Genomic DNA, 23,750 nt, shown 5'->3' on the forward strand with positions numbered 1-23,750 from the left:
AGGAAAGAAGGGTGGAGCCTTATGGACGGAAACGAAAACCCAGGCCCTGTCAGAACCAGCCTCTGGCGTAACGCACGCCTTGCGACGCTTCGCGAAGATCTGGGCACCCTCGGAGTCGTCGAGAGCGGGGTCGTCGCCGCTCGCGGCGAGCGGATCGTTTATGCCGGCCCCGAGGCCGGTCTCACCTCGGAGCTTGCGCGCGCAGACCAGATCTTCGATTGCGAAGGCCGCTGGGTAACCCCCGCGTTGATCGACTGCCACACACATATCGTTCATGGCGGCAACCGGGCCCGGGAATTCCAGCTCCGCCTCGAAGGCGCGACCTATGAGGCGATCGCCCGCGCCGGAGGCGGCATCGCTTCGACCGTCGAGGCGACCAACGCCCTTTCCGTCGACGAACTTGTGGCGGCCGCACTGCCACGGCTCGACGCCCTGCTCGCGGAGGGCGTTTCGACCGTCGAGGTAAAGTCGGGCTATGGTCTCAACGTCGAGACCGAGCTAAAGATGCTGCGCGCCGCCCGCCGGTTGGAGACCCTGCGCCCGGTGCGCATCGTCACCAGCTATCTCGCAGCCCATGCGACCCCGCCGGGATATCAGGGTCGAAACGGCGACTACATCGCCGAGGTCGTCCTGCCGGGCCTCGCAGCAGCGCATGCGGAAGGGCTTGTGGATGCCGTCGACGGATTCTGCGAAGGCATAGCCTTTTCGCCGGCGGAGATCGCCTTGGTCTTCGACAAGGCGAAGTCGCTCGGCCTTCCCGTGAAGCTTCACGCCGAACAGCTTTCCGATCTCGGCGGCGCAAAGCTCGCTGCTTCCTACGGCGCTCTTTCCGCCGACCACCTCGAATATCTCGACGCTGCGGGCGCCGCCGCCATGGCAAAGGCCCGCACGGTCGCCGTCCTTCTGCCCGGCGCTTTCTACACCCTCCGGGAAAAGCAGCTTCCACCCGTCGAAGCACTCCGCGCGGCGGGGACGCGCATGGCTATCGCCACCGATTGCAATCCCGGAACCTCGCCGCTCACCTCGCTGCTGCTCACAATGAACATGTCCGCGACGCTCTTCCGCCTGACGTTGGAGGAATGTCTCGCCGGAGTTACTCGCGAGGCCGCCCGTGCACTCGGGGTGCTCGACGAGACCGGTACGATCGAAGCCGGCAAGTCCGCGGACCTTGCGATCTGGAACATCGATCAACCGGCGGAGCTGATCTACCGCGTCGGCTTCAATCCCCTGTGCGAGCGTGTTTTCAAGGGCGAAAGGGTTTCCCGATGACCATCATTCTCAGGCCCGGCTCGGTTCCGCTCAGCGATCTGGAAACGATATACTGGACTGGCGCGCCGGCGCGCCTCGACCCTGCCTTCGATGCTGGTGTGGCCAAGGCTGCAGCGCGGATTGCCGAGATCGTCGCGGGCAATGCGCCCGTCTACGGCATCAATACAGGTTTCGGCAAACTGGCTTCGATCAAGATCGACAGCGCCGACGTGGAAACGTTGCAGCGCAATCTGATCCTCTCCCATTGCTGCGGCGTCGGCCAGCCGCTCACGGAAAACATCGTGCGGCTGATCATGGCACTGAAGCTGATCTCTCTCGGCCGCGGCGCCTCCGGTGTGCGGCTCGAACTCGTCCGGCTCCTCGAAGCGATGCTGGACAAGGGCGTGATCCCGCTCATCCCGGAGAAAGGCTCCGTAGGCGCGTCCGGAGACCTCGCGCCGCTTGCGCACATGGCCGCGGTGATGATGGGCCACGGCGAGGCCTTCTATGCCGGCGAACGCATGGCGGGTGCAGCGGCGCTGCGGGCTGCGGGGCTTTCTCCCGTCACGCTTGCCGCCAAAGAGGGCCTCGCCTTGATCAACGGCACCCAGGTCTCGACGGCTCTCGCCCTTGCCGGGCTCTTCCGCGCCCACCGCGCCGGCCAGGCGGCACTTATCACCGGCGCCCTTTCGACCGACGCGGCCATGGGCTCTTCCGCCCCCTTCCATCCGGATATTCATACGCTTCGCGGCCATAAAGGCCAGATCGACACGGCCGCCGCCTTACGGCACCTGCTGACTGGCTCCCCGATTCGCCAAAGCCATATCGAGGGCGACGAGCGCGTGCAGGATCCCTATTGCATCCGCTGCCAGCCACAGGTCGACGGCGCCTGCCTCGACCTCCTGCGTTCCGTCGCAGCCACCTTGACGATCGAAGCCAACGCCGTCACCGACAATCCGCTGGTGCTTTCGGACAATTCCGTCGTCTCGGGCGGCAATTTCCATGCCGAACCGGTCGCCTTTGCCGCCGACCAGATCGCGCTTGCGGTGTGCGAAATCGGCGCCATTGCCCAGCGCCGCATCGCCCTTCTGGTCGACCCCGCGCTCAGCTACGGCCTGCCGGCTTTCCTCGCCAAGAAACCGGGTCTCAATTCCGGACTGATGATTGCGGAGGTCACGTCGGCGGCGTTGATGTCGGAAAACAAGCAGCTCTCCCATCCAGCCTCCGTCGACTCGACGCCCACGTCTGCAAATCAGGAAGACCACGTGTCCATGGCCTGCCACGGTGCGCGCCGACTTCTGCAGATGACGGACAACCTCTTTGCGATCGTCGGCATCGAGGCGCTCGCTGCGGTGCAGGGTATCGAGTTCCGCGCGCCGCTCACCACCAGCCCGGAACTTCAGAAGGCCGCCGCTGCCGTGCGCAGCATCTCGCCCAGCATCGAGGAAGATCGCTACATGGCCGACGACCTGAAGGCCGCGGCCTATCTCGTGGCGTCGGGTCAGCTCGCCGCCGCCGTCTCCGCCGGCATTCTTCCCAAACTGGAGAACTGACATGGCCGTCTTCGAAGTCCGGCGAGGCAATTCGCCCGTCATCCTCGGCTTTCCGCATACGGGGACGGACCTACCCTCGTCGATCTGGGAACGGCTCAACGACAATGGCCGCATTCTCGCAGACACCGACTGGCACATCCACGAACTCTACGAAGGTCTGCTCCCGGATGCGACGACTGTCCGCGCGACCTTTCACCGCTATGTCATAGACGCCAATCGCGACCCTAATGGCGTCAGCCTCTATCCCGGCCAGAACACGACGGGGCTCGTGCCCGAAAGCGACTTCGACGGTCAGCCCATCTGGAAAGAAGGCCAAGGACCGGCGGAGGCCGACATCGCAGAGCGCCTGCGCGATTTTCACGCGCCCTACCATGCGGCGCTTGCAGCGGAGATTGCCCGTGTCAGGGCGATCCACGGCATTGCCGTGCTCTATGATTGCCATTCGATCCGCTCACATATTCCCTTCCTTTTTGAAGGCACGCTGCCGGACTTCAACATCGGCACCGACAGGGGCAAAACCTGCGCTTTGGAAATCGAGCGATCGGTCGAGGAAATCGCCTCTGAAACAGAAGGTTACAGCCATACTCTAAATGGTCGCTTCAAGGGCGGCTGGACGACCCGCCATTATGGCCGCCCGGAACAGGGTGTGCACGCGATCCAGATGGAACTGGCGCAATCGACGCATCTGGCGACGGAAGCGCCGCCCTTCGCCCTGGATGCGGCGAAAGCCGAAAGGCTCCGCCGGCCTCTGGCGGCAATTCTGGAACGCATCGGGAAAATAGCAAACGAACTCAAAAGGACAGGGAGCGAGGCATGAACATGAACAACCCGCGCCACAATATTCGCGAAGTACGCAGCCCGCGAGGCACCGAGATCAGCGCCAGGAGCTGGCTGACCGAAGCGCCGCTCAGAATGCTGATGAACAATCTCGATCCTGATGTCGCCGAGAACCCGCATGAACTCGTCGTCTATGGCGGCATCGGCCGCGCTGCACGCACCTGGGCCGATTTCGACCGCATCGTCGCCTCGCTCAGGTATCTGAACGAAGACGAGACCCTGCTCGTCCAGTCTGGCAAGCCGGTCGGAGTCTTCCGCACGCACCGGGATGCGCCGCGGGTGTTGATCGCCAACTCCAATCTCGTGCCGCACTGGGCGAACTGGGATCATTTCAATGAGCTGGATAAGAAGGGTCTCGCCATGTATGGCCAGATGACCGCCGGCTCGTGGATCTATATCGGCACTCAAGGGATCGTGCAGGGCACGTATGAGACCTTCGTCGAGGCGGGCCGCCAGCACTATGGCGGCAGCCTGAAAGGCAAGTGGATCCTGACGGGCGGCCTCGGCGGTATGGGCGGAGCACAGCCCCTTGCGGCGGTCATGGCCGGGGCCTGCTGCCTCGCCGTCGAATGCAACCCGGATTCGATCGATTTCCGCCTCCGTACCCGCTACCTCGACGAAAAGGCCGAGACGCTGGAGGAAGCCATGGAAATGATCGAGCGCTGGACGAAAGCCGGCGAAGCCAAGTCCGTCGGTCTTCTCGGCAATGCAGCTGAAATTCTGCCCGAAATGGTCCGCCGCGGCATCCGCCCCGATATCGTCACCGACCAGACCTCCGCCCACGATCCGGTGAATGGCTACCTGCCGAAGGGCTGGACGATCGCCGAATGGAAGGCCAAGCGCGAGAGCGACCCGAAGACGGTCGAGAAGGCCGCCCGCGCGTCGATGCGCGACCATGTCGAAGCAATGCTTGCCTTCTGGGATTCCGGCATACCGACGCTCGACTACGGGAACAACATCCGCCAGGTCGCCAAGGACGAAGGTCTCGAGCGCGCCTTTGATTTCCCCGGTTTCGTGCCGGCCTATATCCGTCCGCTTTTCTGCCGGGGCATCGGTCCGTTCCGCTGGGCGGCTCTCTCGGGCGATCCGGAAGATATCTACAAGACCGACCAGAAGGTGAAGGAGCTGCTGCCGGATAACAAGCACCTGCACAACTGGCTCGACATGGCGCGCGAGCGCATCGCCTTTCAAGGCCTGCCCGCACGCATCTGCTGGGTTGGCCTTGGCGATCGCCACCGCCTCGGCCTCGCCTTCAACGAGATGGTGCGCAGCGGCGAGCTGAAGGCGCCGATCGTCATCGGGCGCGACCATCTCGACTCCGGCTCCGTCGCCTCGCCAAACCGCGAGACCGAAGCGATGAAGGACGGCTCCGATGCCGTCTCCGATTGGCCGCTCCTGAACGCTCTCCTCAACACCGCCTCCGGTGCCACCTGGGTATCACTGCACCACGGCGGCGGGGTCGGCATGGGCTTCTCGCAGCATTCCGGAATGGTGATCTGCTGCGACGGTACGGACGATGCGGCACGCCGCGTTGAGCGGGTGCTGTGGAACGACCCGGCAACCGGCGTCATGCGCCACGCCGATGCCGGATATGACATCGCATTGGACTGCGCCCGCGAAAAAGGCCTCCGCCTGCCGGGCATATTGGGCGAGTGATCTGAAGCTCCAGCCGTTTCACCTTCTGCATCCCCATGACAACGAGCATGGGGATGAGGTTGGGGCGGGTTCAGAGCGCAGAGGCTTTCCCTCGCCCGCCATCCAGAAAAAGAAGCAGCGAGAGACCGGCCACGCCCGCGAGGGAGCTTAGAAGCGCTGTTCCTGAATAGTCGCTGATGCGCGTTCCGAGCGCGAACAGAGCGGCGCCGAGGCCGCCGCCGAGGAATATATTCACCGAAATTAGCGAGCTTCCGAGCCCGGGCCGGTCTGCGATCAGTTCCTGCAGATATGTGATCGGAATGCTGATCAGCGCCGCTGCGCCGAAAGCGCTTACGAGCGTCAGCGCATAAATGTGCCAGCGCTCGGCCGAGAGCCCCAGCAGGGCCATGTTGACCACATAGATCGCAGTTCCGAGCGCGAGTGCGTTGATATGGCTGAGGCTGTCCTGGATACGTCCCCATACCAGGATGAAAATCACCTCCAGCAGCGCAACGATGCCGACGATAATGCCGATGTCGCCCACGTCGCCGCCGACCGCACCTGTAACGATCAGTGGCAGCACCGCCGCATTGACGTGCAGGGTCGAGGAGATCAGGGCTATGGCGAGAAGCCTTAACACAACGCGCAATGACAATATCTCGCCGAAGGACGCGAGAAAGGAGAGGCGCTTGCCCAAAGCTTGGTCGACAGCCGCCTTGGGCGGCAGCCGCCGCAAAACAAGCACGAAGTTGGCGAGACAGCCGAGGCTTGCCAGCAGGTAGGCCGGCAGCATGCTGCCGTGTGCCGACAGAACCAATCCGACCAGTCCCGGGACCAGTACCCAGGAAAGCGATATGGCAGCGCGAATGGCGGAATTGACTGCAGCCGCATGCCTACCTCCCATGTCCTTCGCAGCCGTGCGGACATAGGCGAAGAGTAGAGGATTGAGCGCTCCGTAAGCCGGCAACAAAATGAGTGCTGCAAGCACGAAGCTCAATTTCGTTGGCAGCAGATAGACCGCCCCGTAGCCCGCAACGCCGCAGAGAATGACCGCCAGCATCAAAGTCCGGTAATTGCCGACGCGATCGGCTACAATGCCGATCGTCACGCTTAGCGCGACGTTGACCAGGGCCGCGGCGAAGATCAGTGCCGAATAGAGCCCGTCACTCAAGCCCAGTTCAGTGATGCCGACGACTGACTGGTAGGGCGACGTAGAAGCGCCCGAAAAACCGAACAGGACAATGGCGAACATGCTTGTCCGGATGACCGGATTGCGCATGGCGATCAGAAGCGAGGAAGGCATATAGGCGGGTCCGCACAAGGGCCAAGGTCTGCCGAAACCGCCCGAAAAGACGGGCGGTTTCACTGTCTCAAATCCAGCGGGCGGACAGCCTGGCGCTGGGCCGGAACTCGAAATCACGGTCGAAGGGGAAGATCGGCCGTTCCCGCCGCAGGCTGGCGAGCTTCTCTATCTCCTGATTGACGACGCCGTCCGTCAGCGCCATCAGGCTCGGATTGGCGATCGGCGCAAGTTCCGGCGAAAGATAGCCGGACTTTACGATGAGCAGCCGCACACCCCTGGGATCGAGACCGAGGCGAGTAAAGTCCTCGATATTGTGATAGGGGCGCCGCCGCGCCGACAATACGATCTCGATGCCCGCGGCCTCGACAACAGCCTGCCGCTCGGTGGCGGGTCCCGGGTCATCAAGGCGAACCACCTTGGCCTCGATCTCGGCGGACGGGCTCGACGTGTCGAGACTGCCGCCGACCCGAAATTTCAGGATCCCGCCTGTACCAGCCGCGAAACAGGCATCGACTGCCGGCCGATCGGCAATCCCAGCGATCAGCGCGTCGCGCCAGCCGCGCTCGATCAGGGCTATCAACACATCCGCCCGGTCACCAACGCCGCCGCCCGTGGGGTTATCGCCGGAATCGGCGAGGATTACCGGCGCCGTTTTTGCACTCTCGGCAATGCCGAGCATTTGCGCAAGCGACCCAGAGATTGACCCGAAACGAAACTCTTCCCTATTGAACCAGTAGCTTGCAGCGATTTCTTCCACCGCTTTAGTAGCAGCTTCCTTGTCAGCGCCGGTGACGACGGCACAGGCGGTTGCGCGCGGCTCGTCCGCCCAGACATAGCCGACCATCAGATTGGCGTCGAGAATGCCCGGCCGCCTGTTAATGTCAGCGAGGCCGCGATATAGGCCCGCCGCGGGCTCATCCTCCGTCGAGGTCCGTTCTCCGGGAAGGAGAAGCGGCACGCGCGCCCAGGCGACGCCGGGCCGCGTCCCCGAGCGGAGGGCTTCCACCAGCATCGACCAGGACCGCATCATCGTCTCGCGCGTGTCGATATGCGGCGCGGTCCTGTAGGCGGCAAAGATGTCGATCTGATCGATGATCCGCTGGCTGACATTGCCATGGAGATCGTAGCTCACAGCGAGCGGGCAGCTGGCGCCAACAATGGCGCGCGCGGCGGAGATCCAGTCCCCCTCGGCATCGTCCATTCCGTCCACTTTGATCGCCCCGTGCATGGCTAGGTAGAGCCCGTCGAGAGGCAGGGCCGCCTTCAAGCGTTCCAGGAACTCACTCTTGAGAGCATCATAAGCCGGGCGCGAGACCGGCCCCCCGGGAACAGCACGCGCATGCAACAGTGGAAGGTGATCTATCCCCTCCGCGCTGAGGAAGCCGAAATAGTCCGAATTCAGAAGATCCTCTCCCCTGAGCACCCGGAAGTCTTCAACCGTCATCAGGACGGGGGAATAGGTGCTGCATTCCGTATGGATTCCACCGACGGCGATCCGCATGGCGCTTGACATCACAGAACGGGACTCAATGGCGCGATCGCGGCAAAGCGCAACCAATCCTTCTTGTCCTTCGGCGTCCAGGCCGCCTCGGCAATTGCCGGCAGCCTGGGAAAGACGAGGCGGTTGAAATATCCCCGCGAGAGGAAATGCTCGGACCAGATGCAGGCCTGGACGCCCTTCATGCGGCTCTTCAGCTCTTTCGGGAACTCCCCTTCCGCCTCATAGGCGTAGGTGTGCGACGGCGTTGCCGTGCCGGCCCAGCTGGCACCGGGTTCCTGCCAGGCATCCGCCTGGGCCATGTCGAGATAATAGGCCTGGCCGGGCGTCATCACGACGTCGTAACCCTCGCGTGCCAGCTCGATCCCAACCTTGGGGTTCTCCCAAGCCATCAGCAGCGTGTCCTTTGTTCCGACCCCGCCGCCATGGGCAACCTCGTTCCAGCCGACAAGCTTGCGGCCTCGCGCCGTCAGCATCTGTTTCACTTTCTTTAGGAAATAGGACTGCAGTGCGAAGGTGCCGGAAATGCCTTCCTGTTCCATAAGCTTTCGCGCCAGCGGCGAAGCGAGCCACGAACCGTCTGCCACCTCGTCACCGCCGACATGGATATATCGGCTCGGGAAGAGCTCGACCATTTCGTCGAACACCTTCTCGAGGAATTCGTAGGTGAGCGGAATGGCAGGGTTAAGGGCGTTGTTGGGATAGCCCTGGACCGAACGGTAGCTTTCCGGCGCCTCCTGCCCATCGGAGAGTTCGGCAATCGCCACGAGCGCGGCAGTGCTGTGTCCGGGAATGTCGATCTCCGGAACGACTTCGATGCTGAGCGCCGCAGCATGCGCGACGATCGCCTTTGCTTCCTCCTGGCTGTAGAAGCCGCCGACCGGTTCGGCGCCGTTGCCGAGCTGAGGCAGCATCGGCTCGTCCGGCCCCCGCATGACGCCCAGGGTCGTGAGCGTCGGATAGGCCTTGATTTCAAGCCGCCAGGCTTCGTCATCGGTCAAGTGCCAATGGAAGATGTTGAGCTTGAACCAGGCGAGGATATCAATGAGGCGCAGAATGTCGGCGGTCGGATAGAATTGCCGCGACACATCGAGATGACAGCCGCGCCACCCGTAGCGCGGCCCGTCCGCGATGACACCGGATACCGGAAAACTGAAACTCCCGGCGTGGTTGCGGGCACCGTCGATCAGTTGGGCGAGGGACGTCAGGCCGTATTGCCTCCCGGCGGCAGCTCCATAGTCGAGCCGGATCTCCTCGTCGGAAAAATGAAGCCTGTAGGCTTCTCCGCCGAGCTCGGCTGCCTTTTTGAACATGATCGGCCGCCCCTGGGAGGAAGGCGCAAGGCTGAATGGAGCGTGACCCGCCGAAAACAGCCTGTGGAAGAGCGCGAGTACGTTGGAGACCGCCTCGATCTCGTCCGCAGCGCTTCCCGCCGCAGGATAGAGGAAATCCGGAAGCAGGTCTCCGGGCGCTGCATCGATCTCCGCGGGCCAGGGCTGCAGCGCGAAAGGAAGGTCGAGCCAGCCTTCGGGGAGGCGCTCCGGCGGCGGCTCGCTTACGGCGCCCTCCAGACGAAGGTCGGAAACCGCCACAGCGACATGACTTCCATCGGCGAGCGTCAGATAGGCCGACTTCGCCCCGTCGGTGCAATGCTTCGCCTGCCGGTGCAGACCGCTGATCATGAATGTCCAGTGCTCTCCGTGGGCAAGCGTCAGTCCTTCGGGCGGCGCGAACTCGTGGAAATTGGCATTCCTGCGGAGGAAGACCGCATTCTCGCATGCGTCCGGATCGATGACGCGGGTGAGCGACGTGTAGACGAGCCGAAAGTCGCTAAGCGGCTCGCCCGAAAGGTTAAAGAGGCTGAAGGTGAAGCGCCCGAATGGGCCACCATCCGGTTGCCAGGCAGATTCAAGGCGATAAGCGGCCTGCAGCATGAACAATCTCCCAAGGTGGATAGGTCAGTAGTGGATCGATTGCGAGAAGGTCCGGGCGACTTCGGCATGGCCCGCGGTAAGCCCGCAGTCGACCGGCAGGCAGATGCCGGAGATGGCTCCGGCGGCGGGACTGGCAAGGAAATGGACGGCCTCGGCGACGTCCTGCGGATCGACGATGCGCTGCAGGGGGTACCAGCGCTTCGCCTCTTCGAAGACATCGGGATTGGCGGCTGCGCGCGCCTCCCAGGCCCGCGTGCGCACCGTCGCCGGCGCGACCGCATTCGCGCGGATGCCGAACTTGCCGTATTCGACGGCGATCAGCCGGGTCAGGTGCAAAAGGCCAGCCTTGGCGGCGCTGTAGGCGGGATGGCCGAAAACGTTCATCCCGTTTACCGAGGCGATGTTGACGACCGCACCCCGGCTCTCCTTCAGCATTTCCTCGACAGCCCTGAAACAGAGAAAGGCCGCTTCGAGGTTGAGCGCATTGTCCGCGCGCCATGTATCCTGCGTCGTGTCGTGCAGGCTGACGGCGCGCGCAGCGCCCGCATTGTTCACGAGTGTACGCACGGTTCCGAAGGAGGCGGCTGCCCGAGCCATTGCGGATACGCTTGCGGTGTCCGTCACGTCGCAGGTGACGGCCACGAACCGCTCCGCTCCGCCGAGATCACGCGCCGTTCTCTCGGCCGCCTCGCCCTCGATGTCGGCTAACAGGACGGTATCATGTCCGTCACGCAGGCGCCGGGCAATAGCACGGCCGATGTCGCCGGCGGCTCCCGTGACGATCGCTACGGACTTCGGAATAGGCGTTCCTTGTGGCACGTCAGTCTCCCATAAGCTGCCGGTCGTCGCCATCCCTGTGCACCACGAGCTGCTGCTTGATGCGCCTGAGGGTCACGGTTGCCTGCGGCTGGACGCGATAGGCGACAAGACTCGCGACGATATCGAGCAAAGCGAGATAGGCGATGCGGGTGGAGGTGGGGCGATAGATGTTGTTTCCTTCCGGCAGGTCGACCGGCACGGTGATGTCGGCGGCCTGCGCCACGGGGCTGCCGCTCTGGGTTAGCGCGATCGTCGGCACCTTGGCCTCGCGCGCAAGGATGAAGGCTCGCACCAGTTCCGCATTCCGACCCGAGAAAGACGATCCAACAATGACATCGGCCGGACGTGCGGCCGCCGCCATCATCATTTGCATGCTGTGGTCGGAGCTCGAAGTGATGCGCATGCCGAGGCGGAAGAGACGGTTCTGGAACTCCCCGGCGATCATCGAGGAGTTCCCGCCGGAACCGAAGGCATAGATCATTTCCGCTTGCGCCAACTGGTCGGCCGCGCGCTCTATGGCTGCAAGGTCGAGCGACCGATGTAAGAGGAGCAATGCATTCTGCGCCTTGGTGATGATGTCCTGGGCCACATCGCCGGGCTCCTGGCTCTTGGGCTCCGGCTTCAGGTAGCGCATCCCGACATAGGGTGTACGCGCCAGTTGAACCTTGAAATCGGAAAAGCTCTCGCAGCCAAGTCGCCTGCAGAAGCGGGTCACCGTCGGTGGCGAAACGTCGGCTTTTCCGGCGAGCTCGATGATGGAAGCGTTAACAGCAAACTCGAAATCGTTGAGCAGGATATCGGCAATGCGGTTCTCCGATTGAGAGAGCCGCCCTTTCTCTTCCTGCAGTGTCGCGAAAATATCCATCAAACGGCGCCCTCTCCCTGTCAGGCGTCCTTCGGCTTGTAGGCGACGCAATCGATCTCCACCTTGCAATCGACCATCATGGAGGACTGAACGCAGGCACGCGCGGGCGGATGAGCTCCGAAATAGTCCTGATAGATCTTGTTGAAGCTCCAGAAATCGCGCGGATCGTCCAGCCAGACGCCAACTCTCACCACGTGCTCGACACCGTAGCCGGCCTCTTTCAGGATGGCCAGTAGATTGCCTATCGCCCTATGCGTCTGGGCGACGATATTGCCTTCGATGATCTCGCCATTTTCCATCGCGACCTGACCGGAGACATGAAGCCAGCCATCCGCCTCGACTGCGCGTGCAAAAGGCAGGGCTTTTCCACCTGCTCCAGTCTGCTCGTCGCCATACCGCTTGATCGACATGCGAATCTTCTCTGCAAATTATTTTCTTATTTCGTTGACAAATGATCATAGAATGCGGAATTTGACCAGAGAAAATGCTTATTTATGAAAAGAATTTCAATTTAGGGCGAAACACATGCGGGATCCCTTCCAGAATCCGTTCCCCGGTGACGACGCGGCTCGCCGTTCCATCTGGGAGATGTTGGTGCCGCGCGACATAGACGCCTTCCTGGCCGCCGACTGGTCGATGGTCGCCGAGGATTTCGTGGAGGAAAGCTTCATCGGTATAGACGGAAGGCGAGAGGCGGACCCCGACAAGTGGCGGCTCACCTTCCCTTCTCTGGCCGAATATCGCGACGAATGGTTGCGCCAGGCGCAGGATTTCGCACGGCAGTCTTTCGCCGAGGACCCGCGGGAAGCCATTTTCCGGACGACGACCTTGGAAGACATCGAAATCAGTGGAGAGCTCGCACTCGCCCGCAAGAAGTTCGATGGCGGAGTGAAGAAAGCGAACGGCAGCTTCGATGTGATGAAGTGGCAGACAGTTTATTATTGCCGGCTCCATCTTAGCCGTTGGAGAATATGCGGCTTCACCGGCTATCTCCCCAATCCGATGGGGTGAACCGAGGTGACGGCAAAGACGAAGACATTGCGCATCTTCACGGCGGCGCTCGCGACCGAGACGAACACTTTCTCCCCCATTTGCATCGACAGGCGTGCATTCGAGGCCTCGCTTTACGCTTCGCCCGGAAAGCACCCCGAAACGCCGACGCTCTGCACGGCACCGATTACCGTGGGCCGGCGGGTGGCCGCGGAAAAGGGATGGATACTGATCGAGGGCACCGCAGCCTGGGCAGACCCGGCCGGTCTCGTCAACCGGCGAACCTATGAGGATCTGCGCGACGAGATCCTGGACCAGTTGCGTGCCGCCCTGCCCATTGACGCCGTGATCCTTGGCCTGCATGGAGCCATGGTCGCCGACGGCTACGAGGACACCGAAGGCGACCTGCTCCAGCGCGTGCGCGAACTCGTGGGTCCGGAGGTGCTCGTCTGCGCCGAACTCGACCCCCACAGCCATCTTACGAATAGACGCGTTGCAGCCGCGGACTTCTTCGTTTTCTTCAAGGAGTTCCCGCACACCGATTTCGTCGAGCGTGCCGAGGATCTCTGGCGGGTCGCCGTCGACACGCTGGAGGGCCGCGTCACGCCGGTGATGTCCGTTTTCGACTGCCGGATGATAGACGTTTTCCCCACCTCCCGCGAGCCGATGCGCAGCTTCGTAGATAGATTGATGCAGATCGAGCGGCACGACGCCGATGTGCTCTCATTGTCCGTCGTACATGGCTTCATGGCCGGTGACGTGACAGAAATGGGCACGAAGATGCTCGTCGTGACCAACGGCAAGGCCGAGAAAGGCAAGGCGCTTGCCCGCGAGCTGGGCCTTGAACTCTTCTCCCGCCGCGGCACTTACCGCATGCCGGAAATCGACGCGCACCAGGCCGTGGCGCAGGCGATCGCGGCTCCGTCCGGGCCAGTGGTGATTGCCGACATGTGGGACAATCCCGGCGGGGGAACCGCAGGCGATGCGACGGTCGTGCTGGAGGAATTGCTTGCGAGAAAGGCGACCGACACTGCGGTCGGCACGATCTGGGATCCCATGGCGGTGCAGATCTGCATGGCGGCGGGCGAAGGCGCCGAAATCCCCTTGCGCTTCGGCGCGAAATCCGCGCCAGGCACAGGTCGACCGATCGACGGCATCGTCAAGGTCATCAAGCTCGTGCGCAATGCGGAAATGCGCTTCGGCGAGAGTATCGCCCCCTTCGGCGACGCCGCCCATATACGGCTCCGCGGCATCGACATCATCCTGAACACGACCCGCGCACAAAGCTTCGACCCGAGTCTTTTCTCCGCTATGGACATCGATCCTGGCTCGAAGAAGATCCTCGTGATCAAATCCACGAACCATTTCTACGCGTCTTTCTCGAAGATCGCCTCTGAAATCCTCTACTGCTCTGCCGGTACGCCCTACCCCAACGATCCGGCGAAAACGCCCTACCGGCGCGCAAGGCGCGACATCTGGCCAATGATCGCCGATCCTCATGGACCAGATCAAGGTGTGTGAAATTCATGAGCGGGAAAAGTGTGTGTGCGGTCAGCGAGCCGCCGGCTGAAACAGTTCCACGAAGTTGCCAGCAGGGTCTTTCAGCAATATCTGTGAGCCGCCGGGTCCGGTTACGACATCATTGCGGAAACCCACGCCGGCGGCACGCAGTCGCTCGACCTCGGCAGCCAGATCATTCACCACAAGGTGGATCCGGTTCCAGCCGCCCGGCGAAGGACGTTCGCCGTCCGGCATCGGCCGTCCCGCAGAGCTCAAGGGGCCGCTCAGCAGCAGCCGTAGCGCTCCCCGACGGACATCCGCGAAAGCGGGGGCGTGGTTGGAGAGAACCGAGAATCCGAGATGTTTCGTGTACCACGCTACGGCGGCCTGGACGTCGTCCACCATGTAACGCACGTTGACGGTTGTTTCCGGCATTCCTGCCTCCCGCGCCGAGTGAACCAAAGCAGTCCGGTAAGCCACCGATTTTCGCGCGATTGTTCGAGACGTCAATGCCTTTCCGGACTGCTTTCCGCTACCCCCGCTTCTGCCGCAACATGCGGCGGCGGAGGGGTCGCCTGCAGGATGGGCCGGCGCTCAATCGGCAATGCGTCTCACCATTATGACGTCGTCGATTTCCCGGCCCTCGTGAAGCAATCCGCCCGGAATGCGTCCAACTTCGGCGAAACCCTCGCGATTGTAAAACCGGATCGCCGCCGGATTGTCGGCGCTGACGGCAAGCTCCATCTGCCTGATCCCAATTTCCCGCGCGTGATCCGCAACTGTATTCAGCAGCCGTTTCGCGACGCCCGTGCCTCGTAGTTCCCGCCGAACATAGACCATGACCAGCGTTGCGCGGTGCGCCATCTTGCTGGCGCTCTGACGTATGAGGCCGGCGATCCCGACGGGAACGTCATCCTGGAAAGCGACGAAGACGGGGTTGTCGACGGTTCAGCGCCGCCATTCGTCGCCTGAGAGTCTCTCCCAGTCTTCAGCGCTGCTGGCAAAAGATGCGGGCTCCGCCTGCAGCGCCTCGATCCGAATGCTGCGGAAGGTTTCGACATCATCGCTGTTGAGCAGCCTGATCGTCACGCCCATGATCAAGCCGCCGCCGGATCGAAGTGCGACATATCGATGTCGGTCATCTCTACCCGCCGCTCGAAGGCCATCCCCTTTTCGTCGAAGAGGTGGCAGTCGATGGCACGGATGCCGGTCTTGACCCGTTGGTCGGCGCGGATCGCGAGTGTCCCCGGCAGCATGGCGCAATAGTTCTCCCCTTCCCCATCAAGCGCCACATAGGCCACTGTATGGGCGCCGAGACGCTCGATGACCGAGGGGGTCACCGTCAGCGTCAGGTCGGCGTCGCCCATCCGGATATGTTCCGGCCGCACCCCGAGCGTCAGGGTTCGCCCGGTCATGCCCGCGCGCGGTACGACCGGAACGAGAATCGTCTGTCCCTTGTAGTCCACTTCCACACCGGCATCGTTTACACCTGTACAGGTGACCGGCAGAAAGTTCATCTTGGGGTTTCCGATAAATCCTGCGACGAATATGTTTGCGGGTTTGTGATAAAGCTCGAGCGGCGCTCCCGTCTGCGCAATCTCTCCGGCGTTCAGCACGACAATCCGGTCCGCCATCGTCATCGCCTCGACCTGGTCGTGCGTGACGTAGATCATCGTCGCCTTCAAATGCCTGTGCAGCTTCGCGAGCTCAATGCGCATATCGGCGCGCAAGGCAGCATCGAGGTTAGACAGCGGCTCGTCGAACAGGAAGATCTTCGGTTCGCGCACGATTGCCCGGCCGATCGCCACACGTTGACGCTGCCCGCCCGACAGCATGCCCGGCTTCTGCTCGAGCCGCTGATCGAGGTGCAATATGCGGGCGGCATGCTGAACCTTCGCCTTCAGTTTCTCCTCGGGCATCTTCTCGACCCGTAGAGGAAAGGCGATGTTCTCGAACACGCTCATATGCGGGTATAGAGCATAGGACTGGAAGACCATGGCTATGCCGCGCCTGACGGGCGGCAGATCGTTAACACGCTTGCCATCGATGACGATGTCACCCGCGGTCGTCTCGTCAAGCCCCGCGATCATCCTGAGCAGTGTTGATTTGCCGCAGCCGGAAGGTCCGACGAAGACCACGAATTCGCCATTTCCGACTTCGAGCTCGATGCTCTTCAACACCTCGTAGGTGCCGTAGGATTTCTGAACCTTGTTGAGAGTGAGCTGTCCCAATATCTGTCTCCGGCCACCGGCGCAGCGGCATTCCGCCAACATGAAGGAGGACCGCCGAGCCGAGGCCCAGCGGTCCCGGTGGGATTTACTTATACTGTTCGATGTCAGCTGCCGCCTTCTTCAAAGCGTCCACCGGCTCGGCCTTGCCGGTCACGACCGACTGGACCATGTCGATGATAGCGTTCTGGAAGCCCTTGTAGTCCTTGAAGAGCGGCTCCGGACCTCCATAGGCGATCCCGTCGATGAATGGCTTCCACGACGGGTCGGCCTTTACGAACTCATCGACCATCGGCGACGGGCGCAGCGGTGTCAGCCCTGCGCCTCCCTGCAGTTCATACTCGCCCTGCGGACCGGGAGATGTGATGAACTTGGCAAACTCGATCGCCTTTTCCTCGACGCCCGTGCCCTGGAAGATCGCCAGGCTGTCGGTGATGAGGAGCGTGCCTTCGCCCTTGGCCGAAGGGCCGAGCGGCAGCGGCGCGATGCCCCAGTTGATCTTGGTATCCTTCAGCAATGCGGCGGCGCCTGAGCCGGACTGGATCATGCCCACCTTGCCGTCGAGGAAAATGGCGCGAATCTCGTTCTGCTCGTAGGCCGTCGCCCCTTCGACAGAATAGGGCACAAGGTCCTTGTAGGCCTGCAGCGCCGCGAGCACTTCCGGGCTGTCCATGACGATCTCGTCGCCATCGATAACCTTGCCGTTATTGGTGTAAACCCAATGCATGAATTGATGCATCGTGTTGTCGAATGTCTTGGCGGGAAGGCCGTAACCTGCAATTCCGGTCTTTTCCTTGATTTGCTTCGCAAAGGCGATCTCTTCGGCCCAGCTCTTCGGCGGCGTCTCCGGGTCGAGGCCCGCCTGCTTGAATAGGTCCTTGTTCCAGTAGAGCGCCTTGGTCGAAAAGGCGATCGGCACGCCCCACTGATTGTCGTTGAAGGTCACCGTCTCGACGATGTTCGGGTAATAGCTCTTTTTCTCTTCCTCGGTCATTGGAACCGGGATGATCAGCTCGTTCTCGGCGAATTCCTTGAGGGTGCGGGAACCCACATAGGCCATGCCGACCGGCGTGCCGGCCACGGCGAGCGTCGTCGCCTTGTCCTGGCACTGGGCCCAACCGACGACTTCAGGCGTGACCTTCCAACCGGGATTCTTGCCCTCCCATTCCTTGATGTATTTCTCGTGGATCGGATCAATCTTGTCGCCGCAATAGATCCAGCTGATCTCCTGATCAGCAGCCTGTGCGGCAAAGCTGCCGAGGGCGGTCGATCCGAGCAAGGCAAGCGTGAAACAGGTAGCTTTGTAAGCGATTGTCACTGATTAGACTCCCCTATTTTGGTGGTTGCTTATTGTTTCACCGCGCCGGCGGTCAGCCCGCTGACGAGATAGCGCTGCAGGAAGAAGATCACGATCACGGCGGGTGCGATGCCGACGAAACTGGCTGCCATCAGCTCGTTCCAGACCACTTCCTGGCGGCCGAAATAGGCGAAAAGGCCCACGGGCAACGGCATGTACTCGGTCTTGGAGTTGAAGGTCAGCGCGAAGATGAACTGCTGGGCATAGGAGCCGATGAAGGTGGTAATCGCCACGACTGTGATGCCCGGCATGGCGATGGGCAGGATCACGCGGCGCAGCGTGTAGAAGCGGCTTGCACCATCGACGAAGGCTGCTTCGTCCAACTCGCGCGGTATGCGCATCATGTAGGTGCGCAGAAGCCAGATGGCCGAGGGTATCAGGAAGGCGACACCAGGCACGATCATGGCGAAGTAGGTGTTCAGCACGCCGAAGCTGCGCATCAACCGGAAGAGCGGGATGAGCAGCACGGCGCCCGAGAACATGTTGACCGCGAGGAACGCGGCAAGCAACGCCCCGCTGCCACGGAATTTGAAGCGCGCAAAAGCGTAGGCGGCCGGCACCACCAGCGCCAGCACGACGGCTGTTACGATGATGGAAATAAAGAAGGAGTTGAAGATATAGCGGGCGAAGCCCGGAACGCTCACCCACATCGTGCGATAGGCCTCGAAGGAACCATTTTCCGGCCAGAAGCGATAGGGAGAGGAAAAAAGGCGCCCAAGCGGCTTCAGCGAAACAAGAAAGCCTTCGACGAAGGGTGCGAGGATGAAGCTTAAGAAGACGAAGATACCCGCGTAGATGGCAAGGAGTTCGTACCAGCGATAGCGGTTGATCATAGAGGGCTGGCTCATCGGCTTTCTCCCGAGGCAAGGCGATGCGTGACGCGGAAATAGGCGACACAGAAAATCGACAGAAAGATGCAGATCAGCACGGCGCGCGCCGCCCCTTCCCCATACTTCTTTGAGCCGATCGCGGTGCGGTAGGTATCGATGATCATCGTCGTCGTGTCGCCGTTCGGTCCGCCCTGGGTCAGGATCCAGATGATGTCGAACGAGTTGAAAGTGGCGATCAGCGACAGCATCGACATGGTTATCATCGACGGCACCAGGAGCGGCAGGGTGATGCGGCGGAAGCGGTAAAAGCGCCCTGCTCCGTCGGTCCAGGCAGCCTCGTAGAGATCCTGCGGAATGGCCTGCATGGAGGCGAGCAGGTAGAGCGTCACCAGCGGCACGCCGATCCAGACATCAGTGATAATGGTTGCCCAGAAAGCGGTGGAACCATGCGCCAGAAAAGCGACCGGGCCGTCCACCAGCCCCCAATTCTGGAGCAGCCCGGAAATCATCCCGAACTGGCCGTTATACATCCAGCCCCACATGAAGATGCCGATCGCCATCGGCACGATCCAAGGAGGCATGGTGAGCACGCGGAACAGGGCCCGCCCCGGCACTGCGGCGTTCAGCATCACCGCGCCGAACGTGCCTATGAGCATCTTTATCGCCACTGAAAAGGCGGTCCAGACGAAGGTGCGAAGGATAACTTCCGCAAAAGTGCCGTTGAAAATCTTATTGTAATTGGCCGTGCCGACCCAATTTGTCGTCTTCTTCAGCGAGGCGTCCGTGAAAGACAGGATGAAGGTGTCGACCAATGGATAGGCGACGATCACCGTCACGTAGAGAGCGGCAGGAAGAAGCAGGATCCAGGCGAAAATGATCGTGCTGCGCCGAACGCTCATACCCTCGCCCTCTCAGGCTGCACGGTCGTGCAGGGCTCCGTCGAAGCGGTCCCAAAGGGGTCGGAGATCGACCACGGTCCTCTTCATCCGCGCCTCGTCCATGGAGAGTGCCAGAATGCCTGCTTCCAGCGCATCGAGCGGCGAGACCGGCAGCGGCCCGCCGTCCCTGACATGCGCTATGATCTCGGCCGCCATCTGTTCGTCGGCGCCGTAGTGTTGCGAAAGCGCCGTTTCCTTGGCGTATTGCTTCTCCACGACCTTCTTGCCCGAGAGCACCTCGTGCACGTCGAGATAACCCCTGATGAAATCGCCCTCCGCCATACCGCGCGATCCCATGACGCAAAAGCGACGGAACTGGTCCGGCACGTTGAGGTTGGTGTGGAAATTCATTGCGACGCCATTGGCATACTCAATAATGGCGACCTGGTAGTCGATGATATCGCCGTCGCTGTCGAAGACCCTGTCGGAACCGCGCCAGCCACTCGGCTTGCGGTGGAAAAGCTGGAGGTCGTTTATGCCGTCGCGGGTCGGGTCATTGGCGGGAATGAAACTCTTGCGGCCACCAAAACTGGCGACACGTTCGGGGCGCGCTCCGACCACGCCATTGTAGAGATCGAGGTCGTGGCAGCATTTCTCGAGCATGAAGCTGCCGGCATAGCGTCCGTATCGGCGCCAGTCGCGCATGAAGAAGGCGCCGTGATAGGGTTCGATGTGCTCGGCGGCTTCGATCGAAACCACGTGTCCGAGCGTTCCCGCGGCTTGCGCGGCGCGCAGGTCGCGATAGAGCGGCGCATAGCGCAGCACGAGGCCGACCATCAGCCGGTCAGGTCCGTGTTTCGAAAGCAGGGCCGCAAGTTCCAGGCTTTGCTCGATGGTGCTGACAAGAGGCTTTTCACAGAAAACCTTGAGGCCCGCTTCGAGGCCAATGCGGATATGGTCGAGATGCAGATGGTTCGGCGAGCCGATCATGAGGAGGTCGAGCGTCTCTCCGGCGATCAGCTCTTCGGGCGTGGCGTACGCCTTGCCCGCGGAAATGCCCTTCTCGGTCAGCGTGGCCAGACCGGCCGGCTCCGGATCGACATATCCCGCGATCTCGAAGGCTTCATCGATCGCCTTGAAGACGTAGCCCAGGTACCCCAGACGGAATCCGAGTCCGATTATCCCGACTTTCATGCTCACGCTGTTCCCTCGGTCGACGTAATTATTTTTCGTAGACTGAGATAGAAATTTCTATGCGTCAACAAAAAAGGCGGGAAATACATATTCGTTGAAATTCATTTTCATAGGTGCAAGTGTGTCGCCCGCAATTTAGACGTGAACCCTCCCGGCAAGTGTCCGCTCCAGACCTTGTAATGCGTCGTGAATGAGGACAGCCAGCGCGGCGACGATGAGGCCGCCCTGGAGGACAAAGGCGAGATTATTCGACTGAAGTCCGGCGATGATGACTTCGCCAAGCGTCTTTGCTGCAACAGTCGACCCGATGGTTGCCGTCGCAAGACTGATCACGACGGAAAGGCGGACACCCGTCAGGATCACCGGCAGAGCCAGGGGAAGCTCGATCCTGATAAGCCGCTGGCTTCCGGTCATTCCCGCGCCGCGTGCAGCTTCCACTACGGTCGGCGGCAACGTCGTCAGGCCTGTCAGGGCGTTTTCGAAGATTGGCAGAAGCCCGTAGAGGAAAAGGGCGATGAGGGTCGGCTTTTCGCCGAACCCATAGATTGGCACCGCAAGCGCAAGTACCGCCACCGGCGGGAAAGTCTGCCCGATATTCACAAGGCTGCGCGAGAGCGGCAGAAATTCGGCGCCCGCTTTCCGCGTAACGATGATCGCCAGAGAAACGGCGACGACGGTGGCGGCAAACGTCGCGATGAAGACCGTCCTCAAATGCAGAACCGTCAGCCAGAAAAGACTGCCCTGGTTGTAGATGGCCGGCGCGTTCTCCTGAACCAGGGGCGTCAACATCGCCTCGAACCATGCGGGTTGCAGGAGGAACGCCAGCAAGACAACAAGTACCGCCAACCGAAAGAGATTGGGTAAGGTGAACATCATCGCGGCCTCGCCGCACGCTTCACGATGGCTTGGAGAGTAACCCTGCCGAGAATCTCGCCGTTCGCCGCCGCGACCGGCAGCGCCGAGCGGCCCGACCACAGAAGTTCCGACAGCGCATCGCGCTGGCTGAGGACCTCCGGAACGGGCCGGCCCTCCGCCGAACCGGGCTCGACCGCCTCGCCGACCGTTTCGATGCCGAGCAGCCGAAACGGACGCTCGCTGGCGCCAACCAGGGTCTCGACGAAGGGCGTGGCGGGCTTGACAAGCATTTCGGCGGGGGTCGCATATTGCACCACCTCGCCCTTGTCCATCACCGCGATCTTGTCGGCGAGATGGAAAGCCTCTTCCATGTCATGCGTAACGAGGATGATCGTGGTTCCGAAGTGCTTCTGAATGGCGGTCAGGTCTTCCTGCGCCTTGGAGCGGATGATCGGATCAAGCGCACCGAAGGGTTCGTCCATCAGAAGCACGTTTGGCTCCGCCGCAAGCGCTCTCGCAACGCCCACCCGCTGCTGCTGTCCGCCGGAAAGCTCGTGAGGGTAGCGCGGCCCGAAGTCCGCCGGATCGAGCTGGAAGAGCTTCAGCAATTCTTCGACCTTGGCTTCGGTCCTGTCCTTCTCCCAGCCGAGCAATGTCGGCACGGTCGCGATGTTCTGAGCGACCGTGCGATGCGGGAAAAGACCGTGGCCCTGAATGGCGTAGCCGATGCGCCGCCGCAATTCGTAACCCGGGATCGACCGATTGTCCTCGCCGTCGATCTTGACGATCCCCGCCGTCGGTTCGACGAGGCGGTTGATCATTCTGAGGAGCGTCGTCTTGCCTGAGCCGGAGGTGCCGACGATAACGGTGACCGTATGCGGTGCGACCGTCAGCGTGACACCGTTCACGACCGTCGTATCGCCATAGCGCTTGGTAACTTCTTCTATTTGGATCATGCGGCATTGCCCTGACTGCTATTTGGCACGGTCATTTCGATCAATGCGTCCAGTACGATCGCCGCGGTGAAGGCCAGCACGACCGTCGGGATGGCGCCCAGCAGCACCAGATCCATCGCCGTCTGACCGACCCCTTGGAAGACGAAGACGCCGAAGCCGCCTCCGCCGATAAGAGCGGCGATCGTGGCGAGCCCGATATTCTGCACGAGCACGATACGAATGCCGGTCAGGATGACCGGAAAGGCCAACGGGAACTCGATCGTAACAAGGCGCTGCCGATCCGTCATGCCGATACCTCGGGCCGCGTCGTTGGCTGCGCGCGGCACACCCGCGAGCCCCACCACTGTGTTGGCAACGACCGGAAGCAGAGAATAGAGGAAAAGTGCGACGAAGGCGGGGGCCGCACCGATGCCGCGAATGCCGACCGCCGAAGCGCCGGGAATATTTGCGGCGATCCAGCCGAGCGGCGCGATCAAAATACCAAAAAGCGCAATGGATGGGATCGTCTGGATGGCGTTCAGGACGTTGAGCACGCCCGCCCGCAGCCGTTCGACCCGGTGGCACAGAATGCCTAGAGGCAAACCGACGACGGTGGCGGCGGCCAGCGAGCCGAGCGCCAGCGTCACGTGGCGGCCAGCCTCGGCCCAGAACAAATCGGCCCGATTGGCATATTCCTTCATGATCGAAAGCCCGTCCCAGCGGCCGGCGACGAGCATTGACCCTGCAAGAACGAGAACGCCCGCCAATACGAGAAGGCGCAGACCGGGTCCTGGATGAAGGCGAGTCAGGGCATCGGTGAGCAGCAGCGAGAATGCGAAAACCAGAACCCAGAAGCCGGATGCGGGGGACACCCGTGCATAGCTATTCTCCGGCGGCGTCAGATGATCTGCCGCAATTCCGATCAGACCGGCGAGAGCCGCCAGTGCAGCGAGCGCCATGGCCATCCGGAAAAGGGCCGGCGTCCTCAGAAGCGCGACTGCAGCGCCGGCGACCACGAGGAAGAGGAGCCCGTAGCCGAGGTGTGGAGGAAGAGCTTCCATTATACCCCGCGCTTCGCCCTGAATGATTCTGTTTGCGCGATATGTCGCGAAAGGGGCAAGGAGCGCGCCATAAAGGGCGAGTATCGAGATGATGACCCCGAGTTTGTCGAAACGGAATGCCAAGCGTTCTTTTTCCTGGATTATACCAATCGCCATTCGGCCGTCCGTTCGACGCAAGATGAAAAAAGCGCGGTCGGAGCCTTATCCGACCAGCGCCCTTCCCTCACGTC

General features: G+C 61.8%; 21 protein-coding genes and 1 pseudogene. 6 read left to right on the forward strand and 16 right to left on the reverse strand.

What is annotated here, in order from left to right; all coding sequences use genetic code 11:
• Positions 1-21 precede the first annotated feature (21 nt).
• Genes hutI through hutU form a run of 4 tightly spaced genes read left to right on the forward strand, consistent with a single transcriptional unit; the run spans position 22 to position 5,294 of the window.
• Entirely contained in the window at positions 22-1,269 is a 1,248-nt protein-coding gene (gene hutI, locus FB009_RS23230) for an imidazolonepropionase (protein WP_102045116.1), read from the forward strand.
• Entirely contained in the window at positions 1,266-2,801 is a 1,536-nt protein-coding gene (hutH, locus tag FB009_RS23235; RefSeq protein ID WP_012061588.1) for a histidine ammonia-lyase, read from the forward strand. The genes hutI and hutH overlap by 4 nt, the downstream gene beginning before the upstream one ends.
• A 1-nt stretch (position 2,802) precedes the next feature.
• Positions 2,803-3,618, forward strand: coding sequence for an N-formylglutamate deformylase (gene hutG / locus FB009_RS23240; RefSeq protein ID WP_018012918.1), 816 nt, complete (start codon positions 2,803-2,805; stop codon positions 3,616-3,618).
• Positions 3,619-3,620: 2 nt separating this feature from the next.
• Positions 3,621-5,294 carry a urocanate hydratase gene (gene hutU, locus FB009_RS23245; RefSeq protein ID WP_024311737.1) on the forward strand — a complete coding sequence of 558 codons (1,674 nt, stop codon included), beginning with the start codon at positions 3,621-3,623 and terminating at the stop codon, positions 5,292-5,294.
• 70 nt (positions 5,295-5,364) lie between these two features.
• Here hutU and FB009_RS23250 read toward each other — a convergent pair whose 3' ends face one another.
• From FB009_RS23250 to FB009_RS23275, 6 genes are all read right to left on the reverse strand, one after another.
• On the reverse strand, positions 5,365-6,576 hold the full coding sequence (locus FB009_RS23250; RefSeq protein WP_102045122.1) for an MFS transporter: 1,212 nt from the start codon (positions 6,574-6,576) through the stop codon (positions 5,365-5,367).
• A 67-nt stretch (positions 6,577-6,643) separates the two neighbouring features.
• The gene (locus FB009_RS23255; protein ID WP_012061584.1) at positions 6,644-8,077 is read right to left on the reverse strand and encodes a M81 family metallopeptidase; all 1,434 of its coding nucleotides are present in this window, start codon (positions 8,075-8,077) and stop codon (positions 6,644-6,646) included.
• Positions 8,078-8,088: 11 nt separating this feature from the next.
• Positions 8,089-10,008 (reverse strand): beta-N-acetylhexosaminidase, encoded by a 1,920-nt coding sequence (locus FB009_RS23260; protein ID WP_018209759.1) that lies wholly within the window; start codon positions 10,006-10,008, stop codon positions 8,089-8,091.
• A gap of 24 nt (positions 10,009-10,032) precedes the next feature.
• Positions 10,033-10,809, reverse strand: coding sequence for an SDR family oxidoreductase (locus tag FB009_RS23265; RefSeq protein ID WP_024311739.1), 777 nt, complete (start codon positions 10,807-10,809; stop codon positions 10,033-10,035).
• Positions 10,810-10,828: 19 nt separating this feature from the next.
• Positions 10,829-11,692: a MurR/RpiR family transcriptional regulator gene (locus tag FB009_RS23270; protein ID WP_012061581.1), complete on the reverse strand. Its 864-nt coding sequence runs from the start codon at positions 11,690-11,692 to the stop codon at positions 10,829-10,831.
• A 20-nt stretch (positions 11,693-11,712) separates the two neighbouring features.
• A complete protein-coding gene (locus tag FB009_RS23275; RefSeq protein WP_018012921.1) occupies positions 11,713-12,102 on the reverse strand; it encodes a RidA family protein in 390 nt (129 codons plus the stop codon).
• 115 nt (positions 12,103-12,217) lie between these two features.
• Here FB009_RS23275 and FB009_RS23280 point away from each other — a divergent pair, with 115 nt between their 5' ends.
• Together FB009_RS23280 and FB009_RS23285 are read left to right on the forward strand one after the other, a co-directional pair.
• The gene (locus FB009_RS23280; protein WP_024311740.1) at positions 12,218-12,703 is read left to right on the forward strand and encodes a hypothetical protein; all 486 of its coding nucleotides are present in this window, start codon (positions 12,218-12,220) and stop codon (positions 12,701-12,703) included.
• 27 nt (positions 12,704-12,730) lie between these two features.
• Positions 12,731-14,203 carry a M81 family metallopeptidase gene (locus FB009_RS23285; protein WP_024311741.1) on the forward strand — a complete coding sequence of 491 codons (1,473 nt, stop codon included), beginning with the start codon at positions 12,731-12,733 and terminating at the stop codon, positions 14,201-14,203.
• Between the two features lie 30 nt (positions 14,204-14,233).
• Here FB009_RS23285 and FB009_RS23290 read toward each other — a convergent pair whose 3' ends face one another.
• From FB009_RS23290 to FB009_RS23335, 10 genes and pseudogenes are all read right to left on the reverse strand, one after another.
• Positions 14,234-14,617 carry a VOC family protein gene (locus FB009_RS23290; RefSeq protein WP_024311742.1) on the reverse strand — a complete coding sequence of 128 codons (384 nt, stop codon included), beginning with the start codon at positions 14,615-14,617 and terminating at the stop codon, positions 14,234-14,236.
• Between the two features lie 159 nt (positions 14,618-14,776).
• Positions 14,777-15,277 (reverse strand): annotated as a pseudogene (locus FB009_RS23295) (N-acetyltransferase family protein).
• A gap of 2 nt (positions 15,278-15,279) precedes the next feature.
• Complete coding sequence (locus FB009_RS23300) at positions 15,280-16,413, reverse strand: ABC transporter ATP-binding protein (RefSeq protein WP_024311743.1); 1,134 nt, start codon at positions 16,411-16,413, stop codon at positions 15,280-15,282.
• A gap of 85 nt (positions 16,414-16,498) precedes the next feature.
• Entirely contained in the window at positions 16,499-17,728 is a 1,230-nt protein-coding gene (locus tag FB009_RS23305; protein ID WP_024311744.1) for an extracellular solute-binding protein, read from the reverse strand.
• 29 nt (positions 17,729-17,757) lie between these two features.
• Positions 17,758-18,615 carry a carbohydrate ABC transporter permease gene (locus tag FB009_RS23310; protein WP_024311745.1) on the reverse strand — a complete coding sequence of 286 codons (858 nt, stop codon included), beginning with the start codon at positions 18,613-18,615 and terminating at the stop codon, positions 17,758-17,760.
• The gene (locus tag FB009_RS23315) at positions 18,612-19,496 is read right to left on the reverse strand and encodes a carbohydrate ABC transporter permease (protein ID WP_012061572.1); all 885 of its coding nucleotides are present in this window, start codon (positions 19,494-19,496) and stop codon (positions 18,612-18,614) included. Before FB009_RS23315 ends, FB009_RS23310 begins: the two co-directional genes overlap by 4 nt.
• Positions 19,497-19,508: 12 nt before the next feature.
• A complete protein-coding gene (locus tag FB009_RS23320) occupies positions 19,509-20,669 on the reverse strand; it encodes a Gfo/Idh/MocA family protein (protein WP_024311746.1) in 1,161 nt (386 codons plus the stop codon).
• Positions 20,670-20,804: 135 nt separating this feature from the next.
• On the reverse strand, positions 20,805-21,542 hold the full coding sequence (locus tag FB009_RS23325; protein ID WP_024311747.1) for an ABC transporter permease: 738 nt from the start codon (positions 21,540-21,542) through the stop codon (positions 20,805-20,807).
• On the reverse strand, positions 21,542-22,480 hold the full coding sequence (locus FB009_RS23330) for an ABC transporter ATP-binding protein (protein WP_101799209.1): 939 nt from the start codon (positions 22,478-22,480) through the stop codon (positions 21,542-21,544). Before FB009_RS23330 ends, FB009_RS23325 begins: the two co-directional genes overlap by 1 nt.
• Positions 22,477-23,676 (reverse strand): ABC transporter permease, encoded by a 1,200-nt coding sequence (locus FB009_RS23335; protein ID WP_018209767.1) that lies wholly within the window; start codon positions 23,674-23,676, stop codon positions 22,477-22,479. Before FB009_RS23335 ends, FB009_RS23330 begins: the two co-directional genes overlap by 4 nt.
• Positions 23,677-23,750 lie beyond the last annotated feature (74 nt).

Origin of the sequence: Sinorhizobium medicae, from assembly GCF_007827695.1 — a bacterium.
GTDB classification, from domain to species: domain Bacteria; phylum Pseudomonadota; class Alphaproteobacteria; order Rhizobiales; family Rhizobiaceae; genus Sinorhizobium; species Sinorhizobium medicae.

Coding starts and splice junctions, on each gene's coding strand:
- FB009_RS23330 (WP_101799209.1), bottom strand. CDS start 22,480: ATGATCCAAATAGAAGAAGTTACCAAGCGCTATGGCGATACGACGGTC.
- hutI (WP_102045116.1), top strand. CDS start 22: ATGGACGGAAACGAAAACCCAGGCCCTGTCAGAACCAGCCTCTGGCGT.
- FB009_RS23250 (WP_102045122.1), bottom strand. CDS start 6,576: ATGCCTTCCTCGCTTCTGATCGCCATGCGCAATCCGGTCATCCGGACA.
- FB009_RS23335 (WP_018209767.1), bottom strand. CDS start 23,676: ATGGCGATTGGTATAATCCAGGAAAAAGAACGCTTGGCATTCCGTTTC.
- FB009_RS23255 (WP_012061584.1), bottom strand. CDS start 8,077: ATGCGGATCGCCGTCGGTGGAATCCATACGGAATGCAGCACCTATTCC.
- FB009_RS23270 (WP_012061581.1), bottom strand. CDS start 11,692: ATGGATATTTTCGCGACACTGCAGGAAGAGAAAGGGCGGCTCTCTCAA.
- FB009_RS23275 (WP_018012921.1), bottom strand. CDS start 12,102: ATGTCGATCAAGCGGTATGGCGACGAGCAGACTGGAGCAGGTGGAAAA.
- hutU (WP_024311737.1), top strand. CDS start 3,621: ATGAACAACCCGCGCCACAATATTCGCGAAGTACGCAGCCCGCGAGGC.
- FB009_RS23310 (WP_024311745.1), bottom strand. CDS start 18,615: ATGAGCCAGCCCTCTATGATCAACCGCTATCGCTGGTACGAACTCCTT.
- hutH (WP_012061588.1), top strand. CDS start 1,266: ATGACCATCATTCTCAGGCCCGGCTCGGTTCCGCTCAGCGATCTGGAA.
- FB009_RS23315 (WP_012061572.1), bottom strand. CDS start 19,496: ATGAGCGTTCGGCGCAGCACGATCATTTTCGCCTGGATCCTGCTTCTT.
- hutG (WP_018012918.1), top strand. CDS start 2,803: ATGGCCGTCTTCGAAGTCCGGCGAGGCAATTCGCCCGTCATCCTCGGC.
- FB009_RS23290 (WP_024311742.1), bottom strand. CDS start 14,617: ATGCCGGAAACAACCGTCAACGTGCGTTACATGGTGGACGACGTCCAG.
- FB009_RS23320 (WP_024311746.1), bottom strand. CDS start 20,669: ATGAAAGTCGGGATAATCGGACTCGGATTCCGTCTGGGGTACCTGGGC.
- FB009_RS23325 (WP_024311747.1), bottom strand. CDS start 21,542: ATGTTCACCTTACCCAATCTCTTTCGGTTGGCGGTACTTGTTGTCTTG.
- FB009_RS23280 (WP_024311740.1), top strand. CDS start 12,218: ATGCGGGATCCCTTCCAGAATCCGTTCCCCGGTGACGACGCGGCTCGC.
- FB009_RS23260 (WP_018209759.1), bottom strand. CDS start 10,008: ATGCTGCAGGCCGCTTATCGCCTTGAATCTGCCTGGCAACCGGATGGT.